The sequence below is a fragment of the Dankookia sp. P2 genome (assembly GCF_050632255.1).
GTDB lineage: Bacteria > Pseudomonadota > Alphaproteobacteria > Acetobacterales > Acetobacteraceae > Paracraurococcus.
The window spans coordinates 5,971,623-5,986,491 of record NZ_CP192581.1; the positions used below are offsets into that span (position 1 = coordinate 5,971,623).

The following is a 14,869-nucleotide window of genomic DNA, read 5'->3' on the forward strand; positions in this document are numbered from 1 at the left end:
GCTGCCGGGCGAGTTCGCCCTCATCGCCCGGCATTTCCGCCGGCTCGCCGGGCCAGGGGCGCTCGACCTCTCGGACGATGCGGCGCTGCTCGACCCGCCGGCTGGCCGCCAACTGGTGCTGGCCGCCGACGCCATGGTCGCGGGCGTGCATTTCCTGCCCGAGGACCCGCCGGAGACGATCGGCCGCAAGCTGCTGCGGGTGAACCTCTCGGACCTTGCCGCCATGGGGGCGGCGCCGCTCGGCTACCTGATGACCACGGCGCTGCCGCGCGGCCTGCCGGCGGACTGGCTGGGCCGCTTCGTCGACGGGCTGGCGCTGGACCAGGCGGAGTTCGGGCTTTCGGTGCTGGGCGGCGACACGGTCTCGACGCCGGGGCCGCTCTCGCTCTCCCTCACCATCCTCGGCACGGTGGCGCCCGGCGCGGCGCTGCGCCGCAACGGCGCCCGGCCGGGCGACGACATTTGGGTCTCCGGCAGCATCGGCGATGGGGCGCTCGGCCTGCGGGTGCTGCAGGGCAGGCTGGCAGCCGACGCGGCCGGGCACCTGGCCGGGCGCTTCCGGTTGCCGCGGCCGCGGCTGGCCTTGGGCCAGGCGCTGGCGGGCCTGGCGCGGGCGGCGATGGATGTCTCGGACGGGCTCGTGCAGGACCTTGGCCATCTCTGCCGAGCCGCCGGCTGTGCCGCGGTGCTGCGGGCGGCGGAGGTGCCGCTCTCCGCCGCCGCGCGGGCCCTGGTCGCGGCCGATCCCGCGCTGCTGGCGCTCTGCCTGACCGGAGGCGACGACTACGAGCTGCTCTTCGCGGCGGCGCCGGAGGGCCGCGGCGCTCGTCCTGGAGCGTGCCGCCGCGGCCGGCGTCCCGGTCGCCCGCATCGGCCGCTTCGGGCCAGGCGCGCCCGTGGTCCAGGTGCTGGATGCGGGTTCGGCGCCGATGGCTTTGCCGCAAGGGGGCTGGAGCCACTTCTGACGCCAGCCGGCCGCCGACGATCGGGCCCCGGGGACGTATCTTCCCCGGCCTTGCCTTACCCTACCGCGCGATCCCGCTGCCGCTGCCGCCGCCCGGCGCCGCGGCGGCGCCGGTCGGCAGGCCGCCGCCCGGCCCGAAGCGGCCGACATTGCCGAACAGCGCCTGCAGCAGGGTGCGGTCGTTGCCGGGCGTCGGCGTCTCGCGCGTGACCATGGTGACGTCCTGCGCCTGGTCCTCGCCGACCCGCTTGATCTCCTGCACGGTGCCACGGGCGTCGAAGGTGACCACCACGGTTTCCTGGTCGGTCACCGACAGCGCCCGGCCCGGCCGCTGCCGGGTCTTGCTGCTGATGTAGTACCAGGTGTTGTCGCCAAAGGTGCTGGTCTGGGTCGGCGAGCCGAGCACGGCCTGGACATCCTGCCGGGTCTGCACGCCCGGCGTGATCTCCTTGAGCTGCTCTTCGGTGATCCGGTTGCCGCGCTGGATGGTCGGCGCCTGGAAGAAGCTGCAGCCGGGAAGCGCCAGCAGGGCGAGCAGGGCGAGCGCCGGGCCACGCGGAGCGCGCGGAGGGCGGGGGGCGCGTTGACCGGGCGGGAAGGGCGATCCATGTCTGCGGCCGAATGCCACCTTGCCGCGCCCTGGTCAACCACGCCGCCGCGCCCAGCCTGAAGGACCCCGCCCCCATGGGCCTCTCCGCCCTGTTCCGCCGCAAGCCGCACGAGCGGGCCGGATTCGAGCTGTACGGCAAGGCGGTCGCGGCCGCCCGCGACCCCTGGTTCTTCGGCCCGCTCGGCGTGCCGGATACGCTGGACGGCCGCTTCGACCTGGTCGGGCTGCATGTGGCCCTGCTGATCCGCCGGCTGCGGAAGGACCCTGACGCGCGCGGCGCGGCGCTGGCCCAGGCGGTGTTCGACGCCATGTTCGCCGACATGGACATCAACCTGCGGGAGATGGGAGTCAGCGACCTTGCCGTGGGCAAGCGGGTGCGGGCGATGTGGAGGCCTTCCATGGCCGTGCCCAGGCCTATGAGACGGCGATCGAGGCGGGCGATGCCGCGGCGCTTGCCGCCGCCCTGCAGCGCAACGTCTGGCGCGCGGAGGGCGAGGCTTCGCCCCAGGCGGGCCTGCTGGCGGACCAGGCGCGCCGCGTCGCGGCGGCGCTCGAGACGCAGCCGATCGCGGCGCTGCTGCGCGGCGAGGCGCGGTTCCCTGGCCCGGAGGTGCCCGCCGATGCCGGCTGACCGACTCGAGTTCTCGCGCCCCCTGGCGCTCGGCCGGGTGGGGCCGGAGGGGCGCACCGAGGTGCTGGAGGCGAGCGAGTCCGAGCGCGCGGCGCTGGCCCGCCGATTCGGCATCCCCGCCGTGGACAGCCTGCGCGCCACGTTGCGGTTGGTGCCGGAGGAGGACGGCGCGGTCATGGTCAGCGGCCGGCTCGAGGCGGCGGTCGTGCAGGATTGCGTCGTGACCCTGGAGCCGGTGCCGCAGCGGGTCGCCGAGGACATCGCGTTCCGCCTGCTGCCGGCGGGGCGCGAGCCCGCGGAAGGGCCGGACGAGCCGGACGAGATCGAGACCGAGGGCGGGATCGCCGAGCTGGGCGAGGCGGTGGCCGAGCAGCTCGCTCTGGCACTCGACCCCTACCCGAGGGCGCCGGGGGCGGAGCTGCCGCCGGAGGCGACGGACGCGGGGGCGGGAGCCTTCGCGGCGCTCGCGGCGTTGCGTCGCAAGGGATCGTAGCGGCCCGCGGGCCGGGCGGTCCGGGGCATGATGCTTGCGTATAGGGGGGCGGTGCTACAGCCGCCCGCTCCCGCAGAACCCTGCTGTTTGTGACAAGAAAGGCTCGGCGCCATGGCCGTTCCGAAGAAGAAGGTTTCGCCCTCCCGCCGGCGGCATGCGCCGTGCGCATGAGGCGCTGCCGACCCAGGCGCATGCCGAGTGCCCGGACTGCAGGCGAGCTGAAGCGCCCGCACCATGTCTGCGGCTCCTGCGGCCATTACGACGGCCGTGAAGTTATCGCCGCCGACGCCGTGAAGGGCGTGGTCCGCACCTGAGCCGCCGGGCCCCGGCCGGCAAGGAAACGCAGATCGTGTCGCACGCTTTCTCCCTGGCGATCGATGCCATGGGGGTGACAACGCACCCGATATCGTACTGGACGGGCTGGAGCTTGCCGCCGAGCGGCATCCGCAGGCCCGCTTCCTGCTGGTCGGCGACGAGACCAGGATCGGCGGCCTGCTCGCCCGCCGGCCGCGCGCCGCCAAGGCCTGCATGATCCGGCATGCGCCTGACGTCATCTCCTCGGAGATGAAGCCGACCGCGGCGCTGCGGCAGGGCCGCAACAGCTCGATGCGCATCGCCATCGACAGCGTCGCCGCGCGGGAATCCGCAGGCGTGGTCTCGGCCGGCAATACCGGCGCGCTGATGGCGCTGGCGAAGATCGTGGTGAAGGCGCTGCCGGAGATCGACCGGCCGGCGCTCGCCGCCATCATGCCCTCGGCCCGCGGCGACGTGGTCATGCTCGACCTCGGCGCCAATGTCGCCTGCGACGCGCGCAACCTGGTGGAATTCGCGGTGATGGGCGAGACCTTCGCCCGTGCCGTGCTCGGCCTGACCACGCCGAGCTTCGGCCTGCTCAATGTCGGCTCAGAGGAGCTGAAGGGCGACGACCGGGTCCGCGCTGCGGCCGACATCCTGCGGGAGAGCCATATCGGCGCCGGCTTCCACGGCTTCGTCGAGGGCCACGACATCACCGCCGGCACCGTCGACGTGGTGGTGACCGACGGCTTCACCGGCAATGTCGCGCTGAAGACGGGCGAGGGCGCGCTGAAGCTGATGCGCGACCTGCTGCGCCAAGTCTTCACCAGCAGCGTCCCGGCGCGGCTCGGCTACCTGCTGGCGCGGCCGGCGCTCGACCGGCTGCGCGAATGGATGGACCCGCGGCGCTACAACGGCGCGATCCTGCTCGGGCTCAACGGCGTGGTGGTGAAGAGCCATGGCGGCACCGATGCGCTGGGCTTCGCCCATGCCGTGGACGTTGCCATGGACATGGTGACCCACCATTTCAACGACCGCATCCGGGAGGGCCTCTCCCGGCTGTCCACCGTGCCGGCCGCGCCGCTGGCGCCCGCCCGGCCCTGAGACTCCGACCGTTGGGGACAAGACCGTCATGGTGACCCGGGCCATCATCGCCGGTTGCGGCGGCTACCTGCCGGAACGGGTCGTCACCAACGACGGGCTGGCCGAGGCCTTCGGCATCGAGACCTCGGACGCCTGGATCGTGGAGCGCACCGGCATCCGCCAGCGCCACATCGCCGGGCCGGAGGAGACCGCCTCCTCGCTCGGCGCCGCGGCGGCGCGGAAGGCGCTGGAGCGCGCCGGCATCCCGGGCGAGGCGGTGGACCTCGTGGTCTGCGCCACCGCGACGCCGGACAGCGCCTTCCCGGCGACCGCCGTCCGCATCCAGGCGGCGCTCGGCTCGACGCGCGGCTTCGCCTTCGACGTCTCGGCCGCCTGCACCGGCTTCGTCTATGCCCTGGGGCTGGCGGATTCGCTGATCCGCACCGGCCAGGCACGCTGCGCCGTGGTGGTCGGGACCGAGGTCTTCTCCCGCATCCTCGACTGGACCGACCGCGGCACCTGCGTGCTGTTCGGCGACGGCGCCGGCGCGGTGGTGCTGGTCGCCGGGGAAGGGCAGGGCGACGCGGCCGACCGCGGCATCCTCTCGACCCACCTGCATTCCGATGGCCGCTTCGGCGACATCCTGCTGGTCGATGGCGGCGCCGGCTTGAACGGCGAGGCCGGCAAGCTGCGGATGGCCGGCAAGGAGGTGTTCCGCCACGCCGTCTCCAAGCTCGCTTCGGTGGTCGACGAGGCGTTGTCCGCCAATGGGCTGGCGCAGTCCGACATCCGCTGGCTGATCCCGCACCAGGCGAACCTGCGGATCATCGACGCCATGGGCAAGAAGCTTGGCCTGCCGAAGGAGCGGGTGGTGGTCACGGTGGACCGCCATGCCAATACCTCCGCCGCCTCCATCCCTCTGGCGCTGGCCGATGCGGATGGCCGCGGGCTGATCGAGCGCGGCGACCTGATGGTGCTGGAAGGCATCGGCGGCGGGCTGACCTGGGGCGCGGCGCTCGCCCGCTTCTGAGCCGGCCGCCTCAGGCGGCGCTCGGCTCGGCGAAACCGGGCTGCGACTGCAGCAGCGCCCTGGCGGCGCTGTCCGGCAGCGGCCGGCCGAACAGCCAGCCCTGGCCCTCGGTGCAGCCATCGGCGCGCAACTGCTCGAACTGCTCGCGCGTCTCGACCCCCTCGGCGCTTGTCCGCATGCCGAGGCTGCCGCCGAGGCCGGAGATCGCCCGGACGATCGCCCGCGCGTCGCCCCGCTTCTCGAGGTCGCGCACGAAGGACTGGTCGATCTTGATCTTGTCGAAGGAAAGCTGCGCAGGTAGCTCAGCGACGAGTAGCCGGTGCCGAAATCATCCATCGAGATGCGGATGCCGAGGCCTCGCAGCCGGTGCAGCACGGCCATGGTCTGCGCGGTGTCCTGCAGCATGATCGATTCCGTCACCTCGATCTCGAGCCGTGCGCCCGGCAGGCCGGAGGCGGCCAGCGCCTCGGCCACCGCATCGACCAGCCGCGGGCTGCCGAACTGCACGGCGGAGACGTTGACCGCGACCGAGATTCCGGGCGGCCAGCCGGCAGCCTCGGCGCAGGCCTGCCGCAGCACCCATTCGCCGAGCGGCAGGATCAGCCCGGTCTCCTCCGCCAGCGGCACGAAATCGGCCGGCGAGACCAGGCCGCGTTCCGGATGGTGCCAGCGCAGCGGCGCCTCGAATCCGGTGATGCGGCCGGATGCGAGGTCGATCAGCGGCTGGTAGAGCAGATGGAACTCCCCGCCGCCAGCGCCTGCCGCAGGTCGAGCTCGAGCTGCCGCCGCGCCTGCATGCGGGCATCCATCTCCGGCTCGAAGAACCGCCAGGTGCCGCGCCCATCGGCCTTGGCGCGGTAGAGCGCGAGGTCGGCCGATTTCAGCAGCAGGTCGGCGCCGCTGCCGTCCTGCGGCGCGAGCGCGATGCCGACGCTGGCGCCGACCACCACCTGATGCCCCTCGATCTCGTAGGGCTCGGCCAGCTCGGCGATCAGCCGGCGGGCGAGGGCGGTCGCGGCATCGGGCTGCGGCACGCTGGCCTGGATGATGGCGGATTCGTCGCCGCCCAGCCGCACCACCGTGTCGGTCTCCCGCACCAGGCCGCGCAGGCGGAGGGTGACGGCGCGCAGCAGCCCGTCCCCCACCGGGTGGCCCAGCGTGTCGTTCACCGCCTTGAAGCGGTCGAGGTCGAGGCAGAGGACGGCGAATTGCTCGCCCCGCCGGGCGCGGGCCAGCGCCTCCTCCATCCGCACGCGGAGCTGGGCGCGGTTCGGCAGGCCGGTCAGCGCGTCGTGCCGCGCCATGTGCTCGATCCGTGCCTCGGCCTCGCGGCGCTCGGTCATGTCCTGGAAGGTCAGGATGCAGCCGCCGCCCTCGAGCGCCCGTCCGGCGACGGCGACGATGCGGTCGCCGCGCCGTTCCTCGAAGGCGTAGGCGCTGCCGGGGGCGAAGATGCGGCGGCGGGCGGCATAGACCTCCTCGGCGCTGGCCTCGGCGAAATGGCCGGCTTCGGTACAGGCGGCGACCACCTGCCGGTAGGACATGCCGGCCCGCAGCGTGCCGGGCTGCGGACTCAGCACCGCGTTCAGCCGGGCATTGGCGACCACCAGCTGCTCCCCGGCATCGTACATCGCCAGGCCCATCGGCATGTTGTCGAGCGCCGCCTCGAACCGCCGGTTCTGCGTGCTGAGCGCCTGCACCAGCGCTTCCAGCCGGGCATTCGTCGCGGCCAGCTCCTCGGCCATCAGCCCCATGGCGCGCTCGGTGCGGCGGCGGCCGCGCTCGGCCTCGGCATAGGCGGCGCCGACCAGGGCGCCGAGCCGGGCGATGTCCACCGCGCCGGCGGCATCGGTCGCGCGCGCCAGCTGCTTGGCGAAGAGGCGGTGCTGGGGGCCCGGCATGGCGGTCAGTCCACTTCCGAGAGCAGGGTGACGGTCATGGTCTGGTTGTGCAGCTCGGCGCTGCCGGAGACCGGGTGCGGCGCGATCTCGCCATAGGAGTAGAAGCCGAACCGCCGGGTGCCGGGCGGGAGCTGCCCGGCCACCGCCTCGATCTCATCAGGCGTCGCCTGGCCCAGCAGCAGGCGGCGGCCGATGCAGCTGACCAGCAGCGCCACGCCGCGGCCCTGGCCCATGCCGCCCGCCGCGGCCTGCGCCGCCGCCTCCGCCGCGCCGGCGGTCAGCCGGTCGGGGCCGCCGCGCATCAGCTGCGCCGCCCAGCCTTCCGGCACGTCGCCGGCGAAGGTCAGGCTGCGCGCCGCGCGGTCGATGCCGAGCAGCGTGCGGACCAGGTCATGGTCCGGCCTGCCGGGGTCCCAGACCCGCAGCGGGTAGAACAGCCCGGTGCCGGGAAGGCCGGCGGCTTCCTCCCCAGGTAGCGTTCGTAGAGGTCGAGCGCCGGCGCCCCGTCCAGTTCGCGCAGCACGTTGCCGGCCGACCAGGTCACCCGGCGGGCGGGGCCGAAGGCCTCCCAGCCGCCGGCGCTGCCATGGCCCAGCCGCAGCGCATCGCCATAGAGGCCGAGGGCGGCGACCAGCCGCTGCTGCGGCATGTGCGCCCCGGCGCCGACCAGGGTGGCGCCGAAATGCGGGCCGTCCCCCGCCAGGCCGCCCGTCACCGGCACGCCCGGGCCGAGCGCGGCCGCCAGCCCCTCGGCCAGCGCGCTGCCATTCACCCGGAGTCCGTCCGCCAGCACGAAGACCCCGGCCAGCCCCGGCGCGGCGAGCGCCCGGCCGAGCGCCGTGCCGCAGGCGTGCGAGCGGGACGGCGCGCAGTCCCGCTCGACCGCCAGGTGCAGCCGGGTGGCACGGAAGGCGAGGGCCAGGGCGGCGACGCCGTCATCCTCCACCTCCTCGCCGCGGATCTGGCCGCCGGTGCTGCAGCCCAGCACCAGGGCGCCGGGATGCCTGGCCTGCAGCTCGCGGTGGCAGGCGCCATCCGCCAGCAGGTCGCGCCGGCCGAAATAGAGCACCACCCCAGCCGCCGCGCCGAAGGGGGCGCCGCCCTGCCAGCCGGTGGCCGGGGTCCAGACCATCTCGTCGCAGTGCATCCGCAGCCTCCGCCGGCCCCGTCACGGGGTCGGGGGCACAGGATGCAACCAAGGGGATAAGGTTCGGTTAGCGTCCGAGGTGTGCCATTTACAACACACTGCGGCGTACGGGACACGCCCGGCCAGCTTCGATGCGCCGGTGCGATACCTTGCTTGACCACCGCAATCGATACAGGTTTCCTAGGCTGCATAAGGGCTTGCGGGACCCAGTTGCGCCATGAACACGCTGACGCGTGCCAGCCTCGCGGAGGCGATCTACAGCCAGGTTGGGCTCTCGCGGAACGAGATCCGCGGCGCTGCTGGAGGCGGTGCTCGACCGCATGGCCGGGGCGCTCGAGGCCGGGGAGGCGGTGAAGATCTCCGCCTTCGGCACCTTCATGGTGCGGCAGAAGGGCCAGCGGGTCGGCCGCAACCCGAAGACGGGCATCGAGGTGCCGATCCTGCCGCGCAAGGTGCTGTCCTTCCGCCCGTCCCAGGTGCTGAAGGCGCGGATCAACGGGCAGGCGGTGACCGGCGGGGATGACGAGGCATGAGCCGGGGCATGGACCGCGCGTGCCGATGACCGAGGATCACGGCGAGGCCAGCCGGTTGCGGGCCCGCAAGGCGCCGACCGCCTTCCGCACCATCTCCGAGGTGGCGGACGACCTGCACATCCCGCAGCACGTGCTGCGCTTCTGGGAGACGAAACTTTCCCAGTTGAAGCCGCTGAAGCGCGGCGGCGGACGGCGCTACTACCGGCCGGAGGACATCGCCCTGCTGCGGCGGATTTCCGACCTGCTCTATACCCAGGGCTACACCATCAAGGGCGTGCAACGCCTGCTGCGCGAGGGCGGGCTGGCCGAGGGCGAGCAGAAGCTGCCCTGGGCGACCCGGATTCGCCGCCCGGCAGCGTCGGGGCGCTGCTCGAGGAATTGGAGGAACTGGCCGAGGAGCTGCACGCCCTTGCCGGGCGGTGAGGCGGGCCGGCGCCTGACCTCGCCACGATGCGACGACATGGCCGTTGCGACCGAATGCCGCAGGCCGCGGGAATGCGGCCGGCCCGGCGACACGGCGAGCCAGCCTGCAGTTGCGCGGCGCGGATCGCACTCCGGACGAGGCGAAGGGGATACCGCGGGCCGCCCGGGCGTTGCGGTGGCGAAGCCCTTCACGGAGGTCCCCCATGGTCGCCAAGCCGCTTGCCGAGACGCCGATGCCCGTCGCCCGCCCCAGCCGGGCCGAGGCGGAAGCCGCCGTGCGGACGCTGCTGCGCTGGGCCGGCGACGATCCCGCGCGGGAGGGGCTGCTCGACACGCCGGCCCGGGTGGTGCGGTCCTACGAGGAGTTCTTCGCCGGCTATGCGGTGGACCCGGTGGCGGTGCTGGAGCGCACCTTCGCCGAGACCGAGGGCTATGACGAGATCGTCCTGCTGAAGGACATCCGCCTCGAATCCTATTGCGAGCACCACATGGTCCCGATCATCGGCCGCGCCCATGTCGCCTACCTGCCGAGCAACCGGGTGGTCGGGATCAGCAAGCTGGCGCGGGTGGTGCAGGCCTATGCCAAGCGGCTGCAGATCCAGGAGAAATTGACCGCGCAGATCGCCAACACTATCGAGGCGGTGCTGCAGCCGCGCGGCGTCGGCGTGGTGATCGAGAGCGAGCACCAGTGCATGACGACGCGCGGCGTGCACCAGCACGGCGCCAGCATGGTCACCAGCCGGATGCTCGGCGTCTTCCGCGACGACGCGAATACCCGCCGCGAGCTGATGGCGCTCATCGGCAAGAGCTGAGCCGGAGAGCCGCCCGGAGGCCCGAGAAGGCCTCCTACCTGGCGCGCCCTCGCTCAGGCCGTCACGGGCAGCCGCAGGCAGTGGCTCTCGGCCTGCGGCACCGGCTTCCAGGTCTCGATCAGCCGCTTGTAGGCGCGGCCGACGGTGCGGATGTTGCGGTCGAGGTCGTAGAGCCCGCGCGGGTTCACGTCGCCCCGCTGCTCGCGCAGCGCATGGTTCCAGTCCACCTGGTCGGTCAGCGAGTACCAGGTGAAGCCGAGCACCGGCACGCCGTCCTGGCGCAGCCGCATGATGCCGGACCACTGCTTCCACAGCCAGCGCTCCGCCTCGTCGCCGCGCGGGCCCTCGTCCATGTTGGTCTCGGTGTGCATCACCGGCAGGCCGTAGCGGGCGTGGTAGTCGCGGGTGACGGTGTCGTAGCCGAAGACCTCGCCGGCCCAGCGGCTATGGCCGTCGCCGCCGATCAGGTGCTCGTTGGTGACGTACCAGTCGTTGCCCATGATGCAGCTGCGGCGCAGCTCCTTGCCGCGCATGAAGAAGTGGTATTCCTCCCGCGTCATCCCGTTGTCGGCCAGGAACTCGTACATCGCCGAGCAGACGCGGCGGCCGTAGTTGAGGTCGAGCGTGAGGAAGCGCTCGGCGTTGCGGTGCTCGGCATGCGGCAGGGCGAGCGGGCATTCCGGGTGGAAATGCTCGGTCGATTCCGACTGGATGAAGATGGCGTCCGGGCGGATCTTCAGGATGGCGCGCATCGCCAGGACATTGGCGCGGACGATGTTCTTGATGGCGGTGACGTAGCTGCGGTCGTCGCGGCGTTCCTCGTTCCACCAGCCGTACTTGGCGCTGAAGACCGCGGTGATGAACATCTCGTTCACCGGGGTGTAGAGCTGCACCCAGGGGAAGCGGGCGGCGAAAGCCTGGGCGTAGTCGGCGAAGAAGCTGCGGGAAGTCCGGGTTCTGGAAGTCGCCGAGGAAGTCCGGCAGGCCGAAATGGCAAGGTCCACGACCGGCACGATGCCGAGCCGGCGGATCTCGGCGAAGCCCTCGTCGGCGAAGGCCCAGTCATGCACACCCGGCGCGCGCAGGGTGGTGTGGATCTGCGGGCCGTAGCGGAGGAGGCTGCAGCCGATCTCCTTCACCAGGGCAAGGTCGAGCTTCCAGTGGTCGTAATGGCCGCACTCGGCCATCTGGTCGCGCCGGATCCGGCCGCCCTGGATGGTGGGAGCGCTGTTCTCGATGCCGGTGGCGAACAGGAAGCCCTGGCTGGCCAGCGCGTGCGGCGACAGGGAGGCAGCGGGAGCGGGGAGAGGGCGTCCAGCATCGGGTGGGTCCCAAGGAATTCGTGATCGGCTATTGTATTCAGTATTTCGCGAGCGATGTCGCATGAACTCGCTGTCATTTTTGCCGCCCCATCGGGATCGCGGCATCCTCGCCACGCAGCCAGGAGCCATGCCGCATGCAGATCGACGACCCGGCGGTGATCGCCGAGGCCCGTGCCGTCTTCGACCGCTACGAGCGGGCGATCGCCGGGAACGACACCGCCGTGCTGGACGACAGCTTCTGGGCCGACCCGCGCACCGTGCGCTTCGGCACGACCGAGATCCTCTATGGCATCGAGGCGATCCGCGCCTTCCGCGCCGGCGTCGCCCGCTACGCACCGCGCGCCATCCGCCGCGTCCACATCACCGCTTTCGGCCAGGACGTGGCCTGCACCCACCTGGAGTACGAACGCACCGATACCGGGCTAGTGGGACGCGAGACCAAGATCATGGCGCGCATCCCCGGGCTTGGCTTCAAGGTCGTCTCGGCGCATGTCTCGCTGCTGGCGGGCAACGATCCCGGCCGGGTGCAGAAGGATCAGGAGACGAGCATGGCTGGACGGATCGAGGCGCGGCTGGCGGAACTCGGCATCACCCTGCCCACGCCGGCGGCGCCGGTGGCGAACTACATCCCCTACAACGTCACGGGGAAGCTTCGTGGTCGTCTCCGGCCAGATTCCGCTGCGCGACGGCAAGATCGCCTTCACCGGCAAGGTCGGCGCCGGCGTCTCGATGGAGGATGGCCGGGCCGCGGCGCGGCTCTGCTTCATCAACCTCGTCGCCCAGGTGAAGGCGGCCTGCGGCGGCGACCTCGACAAGGTCACCCGCGTCGTCCGCCTTGGCGGCTTCATCGCCGCGGGTCCGGACTTCACCCAGCATGCCGTGGTGATGAACGGCGCCTCCGACCTTGCGGTCGAGGTCTTCGGCGAGGCCGGCCGGCATGCCCGCACCACCATCGGCGTACCCTCGCTGCCCGGCGACGCGGCGGTCGAGGTCGAGGGGATGTTCGAGATCGGCTGACCTATCCACGTCACCCCGGGCGAGGCGCCGCCATGGCCACATACCTCATCTGCCACGGCGCCTGGTCCGCCGGCTGGGCCTGGAAGAAACTGCGCCCGCCGCTGCGGGCGGCGGGGCACGAGGTCTTCACGCCGACCTATACCGGCCTCGGCGAGCGGGCCCACCTGGCGCATCCGCTGGTGGACCTCGAGACCCATATCCAGGACATCCTCGGAGTGATCGAGGCCGAGGGGCTGCGCGACATCCTGCTCGTCGGCCACAGCTACGGCGGCATGGTGGCGACCGGCGTCGCGGACCGGGTGCCGGGGCTGGTCCGGCATCTTTGCTACCTGGATGCCTTCGTGCCGCGGGACGGCCAGTCGCTGCAGGATCTGGTCGGCGCCGCGCCGGTGGCCGCGCCGCTCGCCGGCTGGCTGATCCCGCCCAACCCCTCGGCCCCCGACACCTCGGAGGCCGACCTCGCCTGGACCCTGCCGCGCCGGGTCCACCAGCCGGTCCGGTGCTTCAGCCAGAAGCTTCGCGTGACGAAAGCCGCCCCGGCCTTCCCGCGCAGCTACATCCACTGCACCCGCAAGCAGGGGCCGGACGTCTTCGCGCAGTTCGCCGACCGCTTCCGCGCCGACCCGGCTTGGCGCTTCCACGCCCTAGATGCCAGCCACAGCCCCAACATCACCGCGCCGGAGGCGCCGGCGGCGCTGCTGCTCGGCCTCGGCTGAGGCGGCGGGGCAACCATCCGGCCCCCCGAAGGTTTCGCTGCGTGATGATGCTCGCCCTGCTGATCCTGCCGCTGGCGCTCCTGCTGGCCGGCCGCCCCTTCCAGGCGGTCTTCAACGCGCTGCTCTGGCTTTCCGGCCTGGTGCTGATCGTCCTGCCCTTCGTGCCTGGGCTGATGACCTGGGGCCTCGCGGTCGCCTGGGCCGTGCTGGTCGTCCGCGGCCGGCAGCGGGAGGCGCGCGACCGGAGGCTGATCGAGACGGCGCTGGCCCAGGACCGCGCCCGGCGCCCGGGCTGAGCATGGCCCGCTGGCTCTCCAGCCTCGGCGGCCTGCTGGTGCTGCTGGGGCTCGCCGCAGCCTGGATCGGCTGGGACGCCCTGCTCTGGATCCCCGAGGCCGCGGTCGCCGCGGTCCGCCGCAACCCGGAGACCTACGGGGTGGTAGCGGCGGGGCTCGGGTTGATGGTGCTGGCCCGCATGATCGGGCGGCGCGGCGGCTGAGCGCGGCGCTGGCCGGCGTCAGCCCTTCGCCAGCTCCGCCAGCACCTGCGCCAGCACCCGGGTGCCCTTGGCCAGCTGCTCGGACGAGGAATACTCCGCCGGGTTGTGGCTGATCCCCCGCCGGCTGGGCACGAAGATCATCCCGCTCGGGCAGAGCGGCACCATGAACTGGGCGTCGTGGAAGGCGCCGGAGGGCATCCGCTTGGCACTCAGACCCTGCGCCGCGGCGGCGCGCTCCACCGCGCCCGTGACCTCAGGCGCGAAGGCCACCGGCAGGGCGTGGAAGCGCTCGGTCACCGCCACGTCGCAATCCCGCACCGCGCCGCGGATCGTCGCCTCGATCGCGTCGCCGCGCTCGGTCAGCACCCCGGCGTCGGGGTGGCGGAAGTCGATGGTGAAGCGGACGGTCTCGGCGACCGAGTTGGAGCTGTTCGGCGCCACCTCGATCCGCGCCACGGTGAAGCGCAGCACGTCGGTCGGGTCCGCCATCAGCGCGTTCAGCGCGTTAATCGCCCGGACCATGTCCTGCACCGCGTCGCGCCGGGTGGAGACGGGGAGGTGCCGGCATGCGCGCTCTCGCCGGTCAGCTCGACCAGGAACCAGCGGCTGCCCTGGATGCCGGTGACCACGCCGATATCGATCCCCGCATCCTCGAGGATCGGGCCCTGCTCGATATGCGCCTCGACATAGGCGTGCGGCCTCGGCCCCTCGACCACGCCGAGGCCGCGCCGCGGCAGGTCGGCCTCGCTGTCGAGCAGGGCGCGCAGCTTCGGCGCCGAAGGCCAAGCCCTCGCCATCCGTCACCGCATCCCAGGTATCGGGCGCGCTGTGGCCGGCATAGGCCATGCTGCCCATGCAGCCCGGGGCGAAGCGGCTGCCTTCCTCGTTGGTCCAGGCCACCACCTCGATCGGGTGCCGGGTGGCGACGCCCGCCTCGCGCAGCGCCTGCACCGCCTCGAGCGCCGCGATCACGCCCCAGATGCCGTCGAACCGGCCGCCCGCGGGCTGGCTGTCCATATGGCTGCCGGCGAGCACCGGCGCCGCGCCCGGCTCGGTCCCCTCATGGCGCAGGAAGAGGTTGCCGAGGATGTCGACCGAGGCGGTCAGGCCGATCGCCTCGCCCCAGCCGATCACCAGCCGGCGGGCGGCGCGGTCGAGCGGGGTGAGGGCCTGGCGGTTGACGCCGGGCGAGCCGTCGGCGCCGGTGATGGCGCCGAGTTTCGCCAGCTCCATCAGCCGGTCCCACTGGCGCGCCTCGCTGACCGCCGCCACCGCATTCGGCGCTACCGTGCTGCCCATCCCGCCCTCGTCCCGATCCAGGGTTGCGCTACAGCGCGGCTCGCCGCCCGGCGTCAAGCGGGTGCGGCGCGAGATCATGCTAGGCCAGCATCCTC

Annotated in this window: 12 protein-coding genes and 9 pseudogenes; 13 read left to right on the forward strand and 8 right to left on the reverse strand. The window is 72.6% G+C overall.

Annotated elements, in window-relative coordinates:
• Position 1: 1 nt before the first annotated feature.
• Positions 2–965, forward strand: a pseudogene (thiL, locus tag ACQ86J_RS35510) (thiamine-phosphate kinase).
• 60 nt (positions 966–1,025) lie between these two features.
• Here thiL and ACQ86J_RS35515 read toward each other — a convergent pair.
• The gene (locus ACQ86J_RS35515) at positions 1,026–1,592 is read right to left on the reverse strand and encodes an outer membrane protein assembly factor BamE (protein WP_431269198.1); all 567 of its coding nucleotides are present in this window, start codon (positions 1,590–1,592) and stop codon (positions 1,026–1,028) included.
• Between the two features lie 56 nt (positions 1,593–1,648).
• Between ACQ86J_RS35515 and ACQ86J_RS35520 the strand changes: the two genes are divergently transcribed.
• The 4 genes and pseudogenes from ACQ86J_RS35520 (at position 1,649) to ACQ86J_RS35535 (ending at position 5,105) form a co-directional block, all read left to right on the forward strand.
• Positions 1,649–2,698 carry a YceD family protein gene (locus ACQ86J_RS35520; protein WP_431269199.1) on the forward strand — a complete coding sequence of 350 codons (1,050 nt, stop codon included), beginning with the start codon at positions 1,649–1,651 and terminating at the stop codon, positions 2,696–2,698.
• Between the two features lie 111 nt (positions 2,699–2,809).
• Positions 2,810–3,012 (forward strand): annotated as a pseudogene (rpmF, locus tag ACQ86J_RS35525) (50S ribosomal protein L32).
• Between the two features lie 32 nt (positions 3,013–3,044).
• Positions 3,045–4,096, forward strand: a pseudogene (gene plsX / locus ACQ86J_RS35530) (phosphate acyltransferase PlsX).
• A 28-nt stretch (positions 4,097–4,124) separates the two neighbouring features.
• Positions 4,125–5,105, forward strand: coding sequence for a beta-ketoacyl-ACP synthase III (locus ACQ86J_RS35535; RefSeq protein WP_431269200.1), 981 nt, complete (start codon positions 4,125–4,127; stop codon positions 5,103–5,105).
• A gap of 10 nt (positions 5,106–5,115) precedes the next feature.
• Here ACQ86J_RS35535 and ACQ86J_RS35540 read toward each other — a convergent pair.
• The 4 genes and pseudogenes from ACQ86J_RS35540 to ACQ86J_RS35555 all read right to left on the reverse strand — a co-directional run bounded on the left by ACQ86J_RS35540 (position 5,116) and on the right by ACQ86J_RS35555 (position 8,153).
• A pseudogene (locus ACQ86J_RS35540) lies at positions 5,116–5,936 on the reverse strand (putative bifunctional diguanylate cyclase/phosphodiesterase).
• The gene (locus ACQ86J_RS35545; RefSeq protein ID WP_431269201.1) at positions 5,822–7,006 is read right to left on the reverse strand and encodes a diguanylate cyclase domain-containing protein; all 1,185 of its coding nucleotides are present in this window, start codon (positions 7,004–7,006) and stop codon (positions 5,822–5,824) included. The pseudogene ACQ86J_RS35540 and the gene ACQ86J_RS35545 overlap by 115 nt, the downstream one beginning before the upstream one ends.
• 5 nt (positions 7,007–7,011) lie before the next feature.
• Entirely contained in the window at positions 7,012–7,443 is a 432-nt protein-coding gene (locus ACQ86J_RS35550; RefSeq protein ID WP_431272649.1) for an FIST C-terminal domain-containing protein, read from the reverse strand.
• Positions 7,350–8,153, reverse strand: a complete 804-nt coding sequence (locus ACQ86J_RS35555) for an FIST signal transduction protein (protein ID WP_431269202.1) — start codon at positions 8,151–8,153, stop codon at positions 7,350–7,352. The genes ACQ86J_RS35550 and ACQ86J_RS35555 overlap by 94 nt, the downstream gene beginning before the upstream one ends.
• A 217-nt stretch (positions 8,154–8,370) precedes the next feature.
• Between ACQ86J_RS35555 and ACQ86J_RS35560 the strand changes: the two are divergent.
• Together ACQ86J_RS35560 and ACQ86J_RS35565 are read left to right on the forward strand one after the other, a co-directional pair.
• Positions 8,371–8,686: pseudogene (locus tag ACQ86J_RS35560) on the forward strand (integration host factor subunit alpha).
• Positions 8,673–9,014, forward strand: a pseudogene (locus ACQ86J_RS35565) (MerR family transcriptional regulator); the annotation flags it as partial. The pseudogenes ACQ86J_RS35560 and ACQ86J_RS35565, both read left to right, overlap by 14 nt.
• Here the strand turns inward: ACQ86J_RS35565 and ACQ86J_RS35570 are convergent.
• Positions 8,945–9,148, reverse strand: a complete 204-nt coding sequence (locus ACQ86J_RS35570) for a hypothetical protein (protein ID WP_431272779.1) — start codon at positions 9,146–9,148, stop codon at positions 8,945–8,947. The pseudogene ACQ86J_RS35565 and the gene ACQ86J_RS35570 sit on opposite strands and share 70 nt — an antisense overlap.
• Before the next feature lie 164 nt (positions 9,149–9,312).
• Between ACQ86J_RS35570 and folE the strand changes: the two genes are divergently transcribed.
• Positions 9,313–9,921, forward strand: coding sequence for a GTP cyclohydrolase I FolE (gene folE, locus ACQ86J_RS35575; RefSeq protein ID WP_431269203.1), 609 nt, complete (start codon positions 9,313–9,315; stop codon positions 9,919–9,921).
• A 53-nt stretch (positions 9,922–9,974) separates the two neighbouring features.
• On the opposite strand, the gene ACQ86J_RS35580 is transcribed toward folE, so the two are convergent.
• Positions 9,975–11,108, reverse strand: coding sequence for a hypothetical protein (locus ACQ86J_RS35580; protein WP_431269204.1), 1,134 nt, complete (start codon positions 11,106–11,108; stop codon positions 9,975–9,977).
• A gap of 269 nt (positions 11,109–11,377) precedes the next feature.
• On the opposite strand from ACQ86J_RS35580, the pseudogene ACQ86J_RS35585 reads away from it, so the two are divergent.
• From ACQ86J_RS35585 to ACQ86J_RS35605, 5 genes and pseudogenes are all read left to right on the forward strand, one after another.
• A pseudogene (locus ACQ86J_RS35585) lies at positions 11,378–11,689 on the forward strand (AtzH-like domain-containing protein); the annotation flags it as partial.
• A 102-nt stretch (positions 11,690–11,791) separates the two neighbouring features.
• A pseudogene (locus ACQ86J_RS35590) lies at positions 11,792–12,260 on the forward strand (RidA family protein).
• A 104-nt stretch (positions 12,261–12,364) separates the two neighbouring features.
• A pseudogene (locus ACQ86J_RS35595) lies at positions 12,365–12,976 on the forward strand (alpha/beta fold hydrolase); the annotation flags it as partial.
• Between the two features lie 44 nt (positions 12,977–13,020).
• On the forward strand, positions 13,021–13,272 hold the full coding sequence (locus ACQ86J_RS35600) for a hypothetical protein (RefSeq protein ID WP_431269205.1): 252 nt from the start codon (positions 13,021–13,023) through the stop codon (positions 13,270–13,272).
• Between the two features lie 2 nt (positions 13,273–13,274).
• Positions 13,275–13,475: a hypothetical protein gene (locus ACQ86J_RS35605; RefSeq protein WP_431269206.1), complete on the forward strand. Its 201-nt coding sequence runs from the start codon at positions 13,275–13,277 to the stop codon at positions 13,473–13,475.
• An 18-nt stretch (positions 13,476–13,493) separates the two neighbouring features.
• On the opposite strand, the gene ACQ86J_RS35610 is transcribed toward ACQ86J_RS35605, so the two are convergent.
• Positions 13,494–14,852: a M20/M25/M40 family metallo-hydrolase gene (locus ACQ86J_RS35610; protein ID WP_431269207.1), complete on the reverse strand. Its 1,359-nt coding sequence runs from the start codon at positions 14,850–14,852 to the stop codon at positions 13,494–13,496.
• Positions 14,853–14,869: the final 17 nt, after the last annotated feature.

Excerpts from the sequence above, each read along its gene's own strand:
- ACQ86J_RS35605 (WP_431269206.1), top strand. The coding sequence starts at position 13,275 with ATGGCCCGCTGGCTCTCCAGCCTCGGCGGCCTGCTGGTGCTGCTGGGG.
- ACQ86J_RS35520 (WP_431269199.1), top strand. The coding sequence starts at position 1,649 with ATGGGCCTCTCCGCCCTGTTCCGCCGCAAGCCGCACGAGCGGGCCGGA.
- ACQ86J_RS35555 (WP_431269202.1), bottom strand. The coding sequence starts at position 8,153 with ATGCACTGCGACGAGATGGTCTGGACCCCGGCCACCGGCTGGCAGGGC.
- ACQ86J_RS35610 (WP_431269207.1), bottom strand. The coding sequence starts at position 14,852 with ATGATCTCGCGCCGCACCCGCTTGACGCCGGGCGGCGAGCCGCGCTGT.
- ACQ86J_RS35545 (WP_431269201.1), bottom strand. The coding sequence starts at position 7,006 with ATGCCGGGCCCCCAGCACCGCCTCTTCGCCAAGCAGCTGGCGCGCGCG.
- ACQ86J_RS35535 (WP_431269200.1), top strand. The coding sequence starts at position 4,125 with ATGGTGACCCGGGCCATCATCGCCGGTTGCGGCGGCTACCTGCCGGAA.
- folE (WP_431269203.1), top strand. The coding sequence starts at position 9,313 with ATGGTCGCCAAGCCGCTTGCCGAGACGCCGATGCCCGTCGCCCGCCCC.
- ACQ86J_RS35580 (WP_431269204.1), bottom strand. The coding sequence starts at position 11,108 with ATGGCCGAGTGCGGCCATTACGACCACTGGAAGCTCGACCTTGCCCTG.
- ACQ86J_RS35600 (WP_431269205.1), top strand. The coding sequence starts at position 13,021 with ATGATGCTCGCCCTGCTGATCCTGCCGCTGGCGCTCCTGCTGGCCGGC.
- ACQ86J_RS35570 (WP_431272779.1), bottom strand. The coding sequence starts at position 9,148 with ATGTCGTCGCATCGTGGCGAGGTCAGGCGCCGGCCCGCCTCACCGCCC.